Source organism: Sorangium sp. So ce834 (genome assembly GCF_051521425.1).
GTDB classification, from domain to species: domain Bacteria; phylum Myxococcota_A; class Polyangia; order Polyangiales; family Polyangiaceae; genus Sorangium; species Sorangium cellulosum_D.
The window spans coordinates 12,501,215-12,514,307 of sequence record NZ_CP150351.1; the positions used below are offsets into that span (position 1 = coordinate 12,501,215).

General features: G+C 72.0%; 9 protein-coding genes. 1 reads left to right on the forward strand and 8 read right to left on the reverse strand.

All coding sequences use genetic code 11. From position 1 onward, the window contains the following. Positions 1 to 16 precede the first annotated feature (16 nt). Both WMF20_RS46060 and WMF20_RS46065 read right to left on the reverse strand, forming a co-directional pair. Positions 17 to 1,213, reverse strand: coding sequence for an aminotransferase class V-fold PLP-dependent enzyme (locus WMF20_RS46060; protein WP_437608096.1), 1,197 nt, complete (start codon positions 1,211 to 1,213; stop codon positions 17 to 19). A gap of 409 nt (positions 1,214 to 1,622) precedes the next feature. Beyond that, positions 1,623 to 3,128, reverse strand: a complete 1,506-nt coding sequence (locus WMF20_RS46065) for a vWA domain-containing protein (protein ID WP_437608097.1) — start codon at positions 3,126 to 3,128, stop codon at positions 1,623 to 1,625. Positions 3,129 to 3,510: 382 nt separating this feature from the next. Between WMF20_RS46065 and WMF20_RS46070 the strand changes: the two genes are divergently transcribed. Continuing rightward, positions 3,511 to 4,056 (forward strand): chalcone isomerase family protein, encoded by a 546-nt coding sequence (locus WMF20_RS46070; RefSeq protein WP_437608098.1) that lies wholly within the window; start codon positions 3,511 to 3,513, stop codon positions 4,054 to 4,056. A gap of 88 nt (positions 4,057 to 4,144) precedes the next feature. Here the strand turns inward: WMF20_RS46070 and WMF20_RS46075 are convergent, their stop codons facing one another. The 6 genes from WMF20_RS46075 to acnA all read right to left on the reverse strand — a co-directional run bounded on the left by WMF20_RS46075 (position 4,145) and on the right by acnA (position 13,076). After that, a complete protein-coding gene (locus WMF20_RS46075; RefSeq protein ID WP_437608099.1) occupies positions 4,145 to 4,927 on the reverse strand; it encodes a hypothetical protein in 783 nt (260 codons plus the stop codon). Between the two features lie 151 nt (positions 4,928 to 5,078). Further along, positions 5,079 to 5,528 carry a universal stress protein gene (locus WMF20_RS46080; protein ID WP_129580164.1) on the reverse strand — a complete coding sequence of 150 codons (450 nt, stop codon included), beginning with the start codon at positions 5,526 to 5,528 and terminating at the stop codon, positions 5,079 to 5,081. A 121-nt stretch (positions 5,529 to 5,649) separates the two neighbouring features. Next, the gene (locus WMF20_RS46085; protein ID WP_437608100.1) at positions 5,650 to 6,672 is read right to left on the reverse strand and encodes a hypothetical protein; all 1,023 of its coding nucleotides are present in this window, start codon (positions 6,670 to 6,672) and stop codon (positions 5,650 to 5,652) included. A 1-nt stretch (position 6,673) separates the two neighbouring features. Beyond that, positions 6,674 to 8,875, reverse strand: coding sequence for an ATP-binding protein (locus WMF20_RS46090; RefSeq protein ID WP_437608101.1), 2,202 nt, complete (start codon positions 8,873 to 8,875; stop codon positions 6,674 to 6,676). A 5-nt stretch (positions 8,876 to 8,880) separates the two neighbouring features. Beyond that, on the reverse strand, positions 8,881 to 10,182 hold the full coding sequence (serS, locus tag WMF20_RS46095) for a serine--tRNA ligase (protein WP_437608102.1): 1,302 nt from the start codon (positions 10,180 to 10,182) through the stop codon (positions 8,881 to 8,883). Between the two features lie 140 nt (positions 10,183 to 10,322). Beyond that, positions 10,323 to 13,076, reverse strand: coding sequence for an aconitate hydratase AcnA (gene acnA, locus WMF20_RS46100; RefSeq protein ID WP_437608103.1), 2,754 nt, complete (start codon positions 13,074 to 13,076; stop codon positions 10,323 to 10,325). Positions 13,077 to 13,093: the final 17 nt, after the last annotated feature.

Below are 13,093 nucleotides of genomic sequence, written 5' to 3' on the forward strand. Positions count from 1 at the left end.
GGCTCCCCCGCGCGCGCTACAAGAGCGCCGAGAGCGCCGCCGCGAGGCGCTCGTACTGCGGCCGGTCGTTGTAGATCTGCGCCGAGATCCGGAGGGCCCGCCGCGGCGACGCGGGCCAGGCGAACACCGGCACCTCGATCCCCCATTGCGCGAGGAGCGCGTCCTGGAGCGGGTCGAGGCGCAGCGGCGACGACGGCGCGTCCGGGAGCGGCACCGTCGCGAGCGCGCCGATCATCGCGTCGGGGCTCGGCGGCGGGCAGCCTAGCGCCGCGCAGAGCAGGTCGCGCGCGGCGAGCGCCGTCGCCCGGTTGTGGGCCCGGAGCTCGGGCCAGCCGCCGGGCAGGAGCGCGCCCATCGCGCGGATCGCGTCCGCGACGCAGAGGGCGGCGCTCGGGTCGGAGGTGCCCGTCCAGTCGAACTCGAGCAGGAAGCGCGACCGGTCGGTGCGCGGCGAGTTGGCGCCGTGGCTGATGCAGAGCGGGCGCACCGAGCCCTGCCGGTCGCGCCGCACGTGGAGGAACGCCGCGCCCTTCGGCGCGCACATCCATTTGTGGCAGTTGCCGGTGTAATACGCCGCCCCGAGGGCGCGGAGGTCGAGCGGCAGCATGCCGGGCGCGTGCGCCCCGTCGACGAGGAGATCCACGCCGCGGCCGGCGAGCTCGGCGGACAGCGCGGCGACCGGGAACACGAGCCCCGTCGGGCTCGTCACGTGATCGATCAGCACGAGCCGCGTCCGCGGCCCCACCCGCGCGAGCACCGCCTCGACCACCTGCTCGGGCGCCTCGATCGGGAACGGTACCGGCGCGACCACGACGCGCGCCCCGGCGCGGGCCGCGACGGCCTCGGCCGCGTTGTGGCAGGCGTTGTACCCGTGGTCGGTGACGCAGAGCTCGTCGCCCTGCCCGAGCGAGAGCGACCGCAGCACCGTGTTGACCCCGAAGGTCGCGTTGGGCACGAACGCGAGGTCGTCCGGGTCGGCCCCGACGAAGGCGGCGAGCTCGCCGCGGGCCGCGTCGAGCAGCGGCTCGAGCTCGCGGAGGAAGAAGCGGACCGGCTCGCGCTCGAGCTGGTCGCGGTAGCGCTGCTGCGCCTCGAGCACCGCGCGCGGGCAGGCGCCGAACGAGCCGTGGTTCAGGAAGGTGACGGCCGGGTCGAGCGGCCAGAGCTCGCGCGCGGCGCCGGCGCGCGACTCCGGGAAGGCGTTCGGGTTCATGGCGGAGGTCGAGTGCCCTGGGAGGCTGAGGTGTCGGAGGGCCGGTGACAATGTCGCGCGCGGCCACCCCCGGTGTCGAGGGGCACGCGAGGCGCATCCATGATGGATCCATGGTGGATGCATCGATCAACATTGATGGATGGATCCACCATGACCGTCTTCCGGCAAGGACGCAGCGTTCGGTCAACCCATCCATGATGGACGCATCCACGGTCCATCATGGATGACGGGCGCGGGCGGCACCGCGATGGCGCCGCTCAACGGCCCAACCGCAGCTCAACGGCCCAACCGCAGCTCAGCGGCCCAACCGCAGCTCAGCGGCCCAACCGCAGCTCAGCGGCCCAACCGCAGCTCAACGGCCCAACCGCAGCTCAGCGGCCCAACCGCAGCTCAGCGGCCCAACCGCAGCTCAGCGGCCCAACCAGAGCGGGGAGGCGCCGTTCATCTGGAGGGCGTCCATGCGCCGCGCCGCGGGCGGGGCCGCCGCGGCCGCGCGCGCGGTCTTCCGCGCGGTCGCCACCGCCGAGGCCGCGCCGGCGATGCGCGCCTTCTCCTTGGCCGACTGCGCGCGCGCCGCCTGCTGCCGGAGCCGCTCCTCCGCCGCGGCGAGCTTCGCCTCGGCCGCGCCGAAGTCGCCGGAGCCCACGTCCTGGGCCGCGGCGAGCTGCGTCATGCCCGTCTCGATCACCGCCGCGAGCGTCTGGGTCCGCTCGTTCTCGTGGGCAGCCACCTGGGCCGGGTCGCTCGTCACCCCGTAGCGGGCCACCACCTCCTGCACGCGCGGGACGTTGCCGTTCTCGGGGTCGCGGAAGTGGAGGCGCACGCTCGCGAGCGGGTGCGAGCCGGCGGCCGGCGCGGCGACCCGCACCCGGACGAGCATCTCGCGGTGCTGCCCGCCGAACATGGTGCCGAGCAGCACGCGGACCGCGTCGCCGGACCGATCGGCGCGCTCGTTCGGCACGGCGATCACCTCCACGCCGGGCGCCGGGACGATCTCGACGAAGGCGCCCGTCGCCGCGGTCGTCTGGAGCAGGGCGAGCTCGCGCTCGAGGACGGAGGACATCTGGCGGGCCTCGGTGAGGTGGTAGAGCCGGCCGCTGGAGCCGAGGGCGAGCGCGTTGAGCGTGCGCTCGTCGTAGTCGGCGCCCACGCCGATCGACGTGATCTGCACCCCGTGGGCCGCGCCGCGCTGGGCGAGCGCGCCGAGGAGCTCGGGGGACGACGGGCCGATGTTCGCCTGGCCGTCCGAGATGAGCACCACGCGCCGGACGGCGTGCGTCGACGGCGCCGCGGCCGCGTGCCGCTCCGCGAGCCGGAGGCCCTCGAAGAGGTTCGTGCTGCCCTCGGGGCCGAGCGCGGCGATGGCGCGCGCCACCGCGGGGCGCGTCTCGGGGCCGAGCACGGCGGGCGCCACGCGCTCCTCGGCGGCGTCGGCGAACGACACGAGCGAGACCAGGTCGCCGTCGGGCAGCCCGTCGACGAACGCCTGCGCCGCGGCGCGGGCGTGGTCCATCTTCGGCCCCTGCATCGACCCGGAGGCGTCCACGAGCAGCGCGACCGCGGCCGGCGCGCGCGCCCCGCGGCGGGCCGCGGGGACGTCGACCCACACCCCGAGCTGCGTCTCGCGCGTCCCCGGCAGCACGAAGTCGCTGGCCCCCGCGGCGCCGATCCAGACGCCGCGGCTCGCCTCGGCCCGGGACCCCGGCGCCTCCTCCGCCGCCGGCGCGCCCTCCTGCTGCGCGCCCTCCTGCCGCGCGCCCTCCTGCCGCGCGCCCTCCTGCTGCGCGCCCTCCTGCCGCGCGCCCGGCGGCGCGACCTCCGCGGCCGCGGCGCTCGTCGCCGGAGGCGCCGCCGCGCCGGCCGCGCAGCCCAGCGCCGCAAATCCCATCAGCACTCCCGCGAGCATCGTCCGCATCGAGAAGCTCCTTCCGCCGCAGGCCGACACGCGGCCCACGGGGGACTCGCGTCCTCCGCCGCGATCTCCTCGACCCCCGCAGCGCGCGGCTTCTACGGACCCGGCCGAAAAAAGATCTCCGGGAGAGCTCGCCCCCCACGCCGCCGGCCCTCGCGGGGCCGAGGGGCCCGCTGCCCGCCCCGGAGTCCCCGCCGAGCACACCTCATGCGTCGTCGGCGCATGAAGCCGGCGCCCCTATCGAGATCTCGCGACCGATGCGGCTCCCCGCGTTCCTCCGCCGATGGTCCGGGTCTTGCTGATTCACGACCATGGACGGGCGATCGCCGGCGCGCGCCCGCACACGATGCGCCGCCGAGCGGCGATGCCGGAGGAGGTCGATCCGATGAAACTCGCACGAAGCAAGTCTCCAGCTCTTCTCGCCGCCTTCGCGGCGATCTTCCTGGCTGTCGCGGGCCTCTTCGCTTTGCCGGATTACACGCTCACGGGCACCGGCGTCCGCGTGAGGACGATCGGCACGGCCAAGATCGAGGTCTATCGGATCAGCCATTACATGGATCAGCTCCCTGCCACGAAGTCCAAGCAGGCCGTCATCGAGATGGATACGGGGAAGAAGTTCGTCTGGACGATGCTGCGCGACGTCGACCGCGAGAGCATCGTCAAGGCGCTGAAGGACGCCTACGCGATGAACGGATACGCCGATCAGACGAAGATCGCGAGGTTCGTCTCCGCGTTCGAGGGCGACCTCAAGGCGGGCGCGGAGGTCACCATCGAGTACGACGCGCGCGCGAAGACGACCACCGCCACGGTCGCCGGCGGCGGGACCGCGACGGTGGGCGGCCTCGATTTCATGAAGGCCACCTGGCGGATCTGGTTCGGCAAGATCGACCAGCCGACGCTGAGCGACGAGCTCATCGCCAAGCTCCCCTGACGCCGGGCACCTCGCCAGCCCGCCGGCTCAGCGCGCCGCCGAGACCGTCGCTCCGCGGTCCGTCGCGACGCCATGGCTCCCCGTCTCCTCAGCCGTGCTTGCGCTCATGCCTCTTCAACGCCCTGTCGACCTTTGCCAGAGCTCTGAGGATGCGCTCCTTGATCGGAGCCCCGCCGTTCTCTCGAGCCGTGAGCGTCGCGGTGTGGGCGGCGCAGAGGTTTTCGGCGTCATGAAAGCGAAGCGCCAGCTCCTCGGCCCATCGCCGGAATTCCAGCGCTGCGCCGGGGCGCTTCTCGAGCGCCTGCGACAGCATGGGAGAGAAGCTCAGGACGTCGTTGAGCCCCAGGAGGCGCATCGGGGACGGCAGGCGGACGTACATCAGCGTATCGTCGACGTGAATCGTCCTCGATGCGCGGTGCAGCACGAGGACGGACGAAAAATGCACATTCTCGTTCGCGGAGACGAAATCGACGCCGCGCGGCACCGAGAAGTCGAGGTCGCCAGCGAACAGCGCATGCGCCGCCGGATCTTCGATCAACGTCTCTTCCCACGGGAGGTCGGGGAAGCGGGATAGATGGCGAGACGTGCCGTAGAGGCGCGCATGCGGATAGCGGGCATGCATGGCCCTCACGTGCAGCGTGTGGAAAGGGTGAACGTTGATGATGGCCTCCACGTCCCTTCCACCCTGGGTGATCTCGTCGATGTGCCGCTTTTCCTCGTCCCCGAGCGTGTAGGAATCGAGAAAGACATATTTGCCGCTCTCGCGCCGGACGAGGGACGCGTGCGTACCGACGTCGATGAGCCCGCCGATCTTGAACGATCCGCGAATGTTCCAGAAGCCGTCCACGACCGGGATCATCCGATGGTTCATTCGACCCTTCTTCCCTGGAAACGCGCCCCGAGCACCGCAGCTCGTTCGTCGATGTCGTTCCGCCTGAGGGTGTCGCCGGCCGAGACGAGCGCGGTGAGGCTCGGCGAGCCGTCGTCCCGACCGCTGAGGAGCCGCTGACGCCGGGCCGCCGTCAATCGGAAGGCTTGTCGCGCACCACGAGCACCGACCGGCTCGTGTGGTTCACGACCTTCGCCGCCGTCGTCCCGAGCACCTTGTCGATGCCCGAGTAGCCGTGCGACCCGATCACGATGAGGTCCGCGTCCTCCTCGTCGGCCGTCCGGCAGATGACCTCCCAGGCGACGCCGACGTGGACGACGACCTTCGCGACGAGCTCGGGCGGCACGCCCCGCGCGAGCTGCTCGAGCTCGTCCCGGTCGCCCCGCTCCAGGATCTCGGGGACGCGCGTCGGCGACTCGGTCATCGCCTCGGCAGGCAGGCTGTGGTGCAGCCCGATGCCACGGACGAGCACGAGCTTGCCGCCGAGCTTCTGCGCGAGATCGACGCCCTCCGCGAGGATGAGCGGCGCCCTGGGAGAGCTGTCCAGTGCGACGAGGATGGTCCGGGGGTGCTTGAGGCTCATGGCGTCCGCCTTTCGTGCGGTGGCGTTCCCGGATCTCTTTAGCCGACTCCGCGCCTGGCGCGCAGCACGTCCCGCCGCGGCGCCGCCCGCGCGGCGCATCACCCCGTGCGTCCGGCGTGGATCAGGCGCGGATCGTCACGCCGTGGCCGCGGTCGTCCGTGAGGATCTCGAACGCCGCGCGCCGCGCCGTGGTCAGCGTCTCGATCCCGACCTCGCGGCCCAGGCTCTTCCGCCGCAGCGTGAGGCTGCAGGCCCCGATCTTCGTGTTCAGGCAGTGCTTCACCCCGCCGGGCGGGTTCCTGTAGGCGAGCCCCACGACGTCGGCGGCGCGCGCCGAGATCTCCCCCTCGACGCTCAGCCGATCGGTCGCGGTCCGGAAGCGCCAGGTGAAGTAGTCGAACGAGGCCTCGGCGCGGACCGCCTGGACCAGCGAGCTCAGCGCGATCTCCTCGCCCCGGTGCCGCAGGACCAGCGGCGTCATGCTCGGCGTCCAGAACGGCCCGACCTTGAGGCGGGCCGTGGCGACCTCGAGGAAGCTGTCCGGGTGGCTGTCGAACCCCGCGACCTGCCCCCAGGCGTAGAGGTCCGTGTGCTTCGTCCCCCAGTTGTGGTTCTGGCTGCCCACCCAGCCCGAGACGTCCACGTCGCGCCCGGCCGCGCGGAGGACGCCGCGGTAGACGGCCATCGGCGCGCCGACCAGCGCCTTCGCCTTGGGCAGCGGGGCGTCGTAGAGGGCCGCCGGGAGCAGCAGGAGCGGCTCCCCGCCGCCCTCGACCGCGAGATCCCAGGAGATGGCGCTCTCCCCCTCGCCCGCCGCGCCAACGAGCCGGCCCGGGCGCAGCTGAGCCCCGTCGATGTCGACCGACAGGGCGTCGCGCGCGAAGGAGCAGCGCCCGGCGAACGGGACCTCGCGCTTGGCGACCGCGTGGCGCCCCGACTCGCCGTCGAAGTAGATGGCCCAGAGCTCGCCCTCCGCGGCGTCGGGCCGCCCCACCGGGCTGAAGAGCGTGTAGCGGATCCAGAAGGCGAGCGGGCGCGTCGGGTGGTTCGCGCGCTGGAAGAAGCTCTCGTAGAACCCCTCCCGCTGCCCCGGCCGGTAGCGCGCGTGGTTCGCCCGCTCCCGCGTCGCCCTCGCGTCCGCCATCTTAGTGCCCCCGCTTCTGCCCGCCGCTGAGGAGATCGGCGATCACCCGCTCCAGGTCGTCGAGCGAGATCGGCTTCGCGATCTTCGGGTTGTCCACCCGCTCGACGAACTCGCGCGCGGTCGGCGTGAACGCGCCGCCCGACATGAAGGCCATCTTCGGCTGGAGCTGCGGGAACCGCTCGCCGATCTCGTCGTAGAGGGCCATCCCGCTCATCTGCGGCATCAGGAGATCGCAGACGATCGCGTCGATCCGGCCGCCGCGGTCCCGCAGGAGGTCGAGCGCCTCGTGGCCGCTCTTCGCCACGAGCACCTCGTGCCGCTCCTCGAACGCGCGCGCGAACGCGTTGAGGAGCATCGGCTCGTCGTCGACGAACAGGATCGTCCCGCGCGACGACAGGCGCGGCGGCTCCGGCGGCTTGCGGAGCGCGGGCAGATCCGCGGGGCTCAGGCCGGTCAGGCGGATCGTGAAGACGGTGCCGATGCCGGGCTTGCTCGACACCGTCATGGTGCCGTGCTGCTCCTCGACGATGTTGCGCGACACCCAGAGCCCGATCCCCGGCCGCGCGCTCTCTTCCTTGGTCGTGAAGAACGGGTCGAAGATGCGCTCGACGACCTCGGGGGTCATGCCGCGCGCGTTGTCCTCGACCTCGACGTGGTGCACCCCGTCGTCGAAGCGCGCCGTCACGCGCACCAGGTTCTCGTCGCGCGGGCGGTTCGGCATCGCCTGGGCGGCGTTGATGAACAGGTTCACGAACACCTGCGAGAGCTTGCCCGGGTAGCCGACCAGCGGGGGCATCTCGCCGTAGTGGCGCTCGATGCGGCAGAGCTGGCTGAGCTGCGGCCCCGTCATGCGCAGCGCGAGCTCGATCACGTCGACGAGGTCGACCCGCTCGGGCTTGCGCTCGCTGCTGCTCGAGAAGAGGTTGAGGTCGGTCACGATGTCGCGCATCCGCTCGACGCCGGCGAGCGCCTCGTGGCACGACCGATCGATGAGGTCGATGGCGCGGAGCAGGTCCTCGTAGGAGCCCGACGCGACCGGGCGCGCCGCCGAGACGAGCTTGTGCGCCCCGCTCCGGATCTGCTCGAGGTTCGCCATCACCCACGCCATGGGGTTGTTGAGCTCGTGCGCCACGCTCGCCGCCACCTGGCCGATCGAGGCGAGCTTCTCGCTGTGGAGGATCTGCGCGCGGCGCGCGACCTCCTCGGTGACGTCGCGCATGAGCGCGAGCGACGCGTCCTCGCCGTAGAGCCGCGTGATCCGGACCGTCATCACCTTGGTCAGCCCGGCGCGGGTCGCGCAGCGGATGGTGGCCTCCCGGGGCGCCTCGGACCGGGACGCGGACATCACGAGGGCGCGCAGCGCCGGCACGTCCGCCGCGACGGCGAGCGCGGTGATCGGCCGGCCGATCCACGCCTGCCGCGAGTGCCCGAAGAGCACCTCGAAGCGCACGTTCAGCCGCGTCAGCATGCCCTCCTGGTCGATCGTCGCGAGGACGTCGGACGAGAGCTCGACGATCTCGCGGTAGCGCTCCTCGGAGGCGAACAGCGAGCGCTGGGCGTACGCCTCGGCGAAGCGGTGCTCGAACTGGAGCAAGAGCGCGTCGACGGCGCGGAGCACGTCGATGGAGGACGTGCCGTCCGCGTCGCCGTCGTCGTGGGTCGTGTCGAGGACGCCCGCGACCGCGGTGCGGAACTCGGAGGCGGCGATCAGCGGGCCGCTGATGGAATACCCGGTCGCGTAACGCTGCTCGACCAGGTGCGTGATGAACGCGTCGAGCAGCGCCTCGCTGCCGTCCTCGAGGATCCTGGTGAAGGCGGCGAGCCAGGAGCGGACGTTCTCCGTCACCTCGCCGACGGGCCGGTCGGTGTACCGGCCGCGCTCGGGCGGCAGCGCCAGCACGTTCTCGATCCAGTCGTCGATCAGCTCGTCCTTGTGCCGCTTGCAGAGCTCGAGCAGCCGCCGGCGCGCGAGCGCCATGGAGGTCTCGGCGGGGGTCGACGGCGCGTGGACCTGCGGGCGGCGCTCGCCCTCGCCCAGCTCGCGCCCGCCCCGCGACTCCGGCAGCTGCGAGCGCCGCTCCCCGTCGCCCACCTCACGCCCGCGACGCGACGGCGGCAGCTGCGAGCGCCGCTCGCCCTCGCCCAGCTCGCGCCCGCCCCGCGGCTCCGGGAGCTCGCGTTTGGCCTCCTCGTCCGCTCCCATGGCCGCTACCTGCCGCGGAGGACCTCGCAGCCCATGAACGCCCGGAGCGGCTCCGGCACGACCACCGTCCCGTCCGCCTGCTGGTATTGCTCGAGGATCGCGATCACCGTCCGCCCCACCGCGAGCGCCGACCCGTTCATCGTGTGGACCAGCCGCGGCTTCGCCTTCGGCTCCGGCCGGTAGCGGATCTGGGCGCGGCGCGCCTGGAAGTCGCCGAAATTCGAGCAGCTCGAGATCTCGCGGTAGCCCCCCTGCCCGGGCAGCCACACCTCGAGATCGTACGTCTTCTGCGCGCCGAAGCCGAGATCGCCGGCGCAGAGCGCGGAGACGCGATAGTGGAGGCCGAGGCGCTTCAGCACCTCCTCCGCGTGCGCGGTGAGGAGCTCGTGCTGGCGGGGCGAGTCCTCCGGCGCCGAGAACCGCACGAGCTCGACCTTGTCGAACTGGTGCTGCCGGATGAGCCCCCGCACGTCGCGCCCGTGGCTGCCCGCCTCGCTGCGGAAGCACGGCGTGTACGCCGCGTACGCGATCGGCAGCGACGCGCCGTCGAGGATCTCGTCCGCGTGGAGGTTCGTGACCGGGACCTCGGCCGTCGGGATGAGGTAGAGGTCGTACGCCCGCTCCGGGTCGCTCTTCTGCGTCTTGAACAGGTCCTCGGCGAACTTTGGCAGCTGGCCCGTGCCGAACAGGGCCGAGTCCTTGACGAGGAACGGCGGCAGCACCTCGAGGTACCCCTGCTCGCGCGTGTGCAGGTCGAGCATGAACGAGATGAGCGCCCGCTCGAGGCGGGCCGCCGCGCCGACGAGCACCGTGAACCGCGCGCCCGAGAGCTTCGCCGCGCGCTCGAAATCGAGGATGCCGAGGGCGGTGCCGATGTCCCAGTGGTTCTTCGGCGTGAACGAGAAGCTCGGCTTCTCGCCCCACGTCCTGACCACCACGTTGTCCTCGTCCCCGGCGCCGTCGGGCACCGACGGATCCGGCAGGTTGGGGACGCCGGCGAGCAGCTCGGTCAGCCGCTTCTCCAGCTCCGAGACGACCTGCTCGGCCTCCTTGATCCGCCCGGACAGGGCCTTCAGCTCGTCGCGCTTCTGCGCGAACTCCTGCGACTTCTTGTCGAGGCGCGCCATCGCGTCGTTCGCCGCGTTGCGCTCCGCCTGCCACCGCTCGAGCTCCTGGATCTTCGACCGGCGCGTGCCGACCGTGGAGGCGAAGTCGTCTCCGAGGGTGGCGGCGGCGGCGGGCGAGCGACGAGCGAGCGACGCGCGCACCTCATCGAGGTGATCTGCGACGTAGCGGGGATCGAGCATGCCCCAGGGTTTAGCCGAAGCCTGCACGCGCGTCAGCAGCCGCGACGCACCGCTCCGCATTCGGACGGGGTCCGCTCGCCGTCCCCACCGCGCCGCTTCCCCGCCGCCCGGCGCGGCGGGAGCGGCGCGGCGAGGAGGCGCTAGGCCGTGGCGCCCAGGCTGCGCAGCACGAACTGGAGGATGCCGCCGTGCTGGTAGTAGTCGACCTCGTTCGGCGTATCGATGCGCGCGGTGACCGTGAACGTCGTCGTCTTGCCGCCCTCGCCGGTCGCGACGACGTTGAGCTTCTTGCCCGGCGTGAGGTTGTCCGCGATGCCGGCGATCTCGAACACCTCGCGCCCGGTGAGCCCGAGCGTCCCGGCGTCCTCGCCCGGCGCGAACTCGAGCGGGAGCACGCCCATGCCGACCAGGTTCGACCGGTGGATGCGCTCGAAGCTCTTCGCGATGACCGCGCGCACGCCGAGCAGCTTCGTCCCCTTCGCCGCCCAGTCGCGCGACGACCCGGTGCCGTACTCGGCGCCGGCGATCACGAGCAGCGGCACGCCCTCCGCCTTGTACCGCATGGCCGCGTCGTAGATCGTCGTCTTCTCGCCGTCGGGCAGGTGCACCGTGATGCCGCCCTCCTCGCCGGGGCGGAGCAGGTTCTTCAGGCGGATGTTCGCGAACGTGCCGCGCATCATCACCTCGTGGTTGCCGCGGCGGGCGCCGTACGAGTTGAAGTCGGCGGGGGCGACGCCGTGCTCGACCAGGTACTTCGCGGCCGGGCTGTTCTTGGCGATGTTGCCGGCCGGGGAGATGTGATCGGTGGTCACCGAGTCCCCGAGCAGCGCGAGCACGCGCCCGCCCCGGATGTCGCCGAGCGGCTCGGGGTCCTTCGACAGCCCCTCGAAGAACGGCGGCCTGCGCACGTACGTCGAGGACTCGTCCCACACGAACGTCTGGCCGCCCGGGACCGAGAGCTTCTGCCACTCCTCGTCGCCGGCGAACACGTTCTCGTACTGCGCCTGGAACTGCTCGGGCCGCACCGCCGTGCGGATGGCCTCGTTGACCTCGGCCGAGCTCGGCCAGATGTCCTTGAGGTACACCGGCTCGCCGTTGCGATCGGTGCCGACCGGCTCCTTGAAGAGGTCGGCGTCGACGTCGCCGCGCAGCGCGTAGGCGACGACGAGCGGCGGCGAGGCGAGGAAGTTCATCCGCACGTGCTGGTTGATGCGGCCCTCGAAGTTGCGGTTGCCGGACAGGACGCTCGCCACGACGAGGTCGTTGTGGCGGACCGTGTCCCCGATCACGTCCGGCAGCGGCCCGGAGTTGCCGATGCACGTCGTGCAGCCGTAGCCGACCAGGTGGAAGCCGAGCGCCTCGAGGTACGGCAGGAGCCCCGCCTGCTTCAGGTAGTCGGAGACGACCTTGGACCCGGGGGCGAGCGAGGTCTTCACCCACGGCTTCACCGTGAGCCCGCGCTCGACGGCCTTCTTCGCGAGCAGGCCCGCGCCGAGCATGACCGCCGGGTTCGAGGTGTTCGTGCACGACGTGATGGCGGCGATCACGACCGAGCCGTGGCGCAGCGTGTAGCGCGAGTCGCCCTCGGTGATCTCCGCCGGGCGCATGACCTTCTCGAGCGCGGGCGCGCGCGCGGCGGCCGCGCCGGTCTCCTCGTCGAGGAACGCCTTCACCGCGGCCGGCTCGGCGGCGGCGAACTCCTTCTCGAGCATGCCCTGGAGCGAGGCGCGGAACGCGCGCTTCGCGTCGCGCAGCCGGACGCGGTCCTGCGGCCGCTTCGGGCCGGCGATCGACGGCTCGACGTCGCCGAGGTCGAGCGCGAGCGTGTCGCTGAAGACCGGATCCGGGGTGTTGTCCGTGCGGAACAGCCCCTGCTCCTTGTAGTAGGCCTCGACGAGCGCGACGAGCGAGGCGGGCCGGCCGGTGAAGCGCAGGTAGGCGATCGTCTCGTCGTCGACGGGGAAGAAGCCGATGGTGGCGCCGTACTCGGGCGCCATGTTGGCGATCGTGGCGCGGTCCGGGAGCGAGAGCGCGCTCAGGCCGGGGCCGTAGAACTCCACGAATTTCCCGACGACCTTCTTCTGCCGCAGCATCTGCGTCACCGTGAGGACGAGATCGGTCGCCGTGGCGCCCTCGGGCAGGCTGCCGTGGAGCTTGAAGCCAACGACCTCGGGGATGAGCATCGAGAGCGGCTGGCCGAGCATCGCCGCCTCGGCCTCGATGCCGCCGACGCCCCAGCCGACGACCCCGAGCCCGTTGATCATCGTGGTGTGCGAGTCGGTGCCGACGAGCGTGTCCGGGTAGACCAGCGCGCCCTGCCGCATGACCGCGCCGGCGAGGTACTCCAGGTTGATCTGGTGGCAGATGCCCTGGTCGGGCGGCACCACGCGGAAGTTGGTGAACGCCTGCGCCCCCCAGCGGAGGAAGGCGTAGCGCTCCTGGTTGCGCTCGAACTCGAGCGCCGCGTTCACCTTGAGGGCCGTCGAGGACGCAAACTTGTCGACCTGGACCGAGTGGTCGATCACGAGGTCGACGGGCTGGAGCGGGTTGATCTTGAGCGAGTCGCCGCCGAGCTTCGCGAGCGCCTCGCGCATGGCGGCGAGGTCGACCACGGCCGGGACGCCGGTGAAGTCCTGGAGCAGCACGCGCGCCGGGTGGAAGGCGATCTCCTGCGAGGGGCGGGCCTTGGGGTCCCAGTTGAGGACGGCCTCCACGTGGTCCTTGCGCACCACGCGCCCGTCCTCGTGCCGGAGGAGGTTCTCCAGGAGAATGCGGAGCGAGAACGGGAGCTTGTCGATCGAAGCGCCGCCTTGCGCCAGCGAGGTGAGCTTGTAGTAGGTGTACGTATCGGCTTGAACCGTCAGCGTGCTCTTCGTGCCAAAGCTGTCGACCATGCGGCCTCCTCCAACGT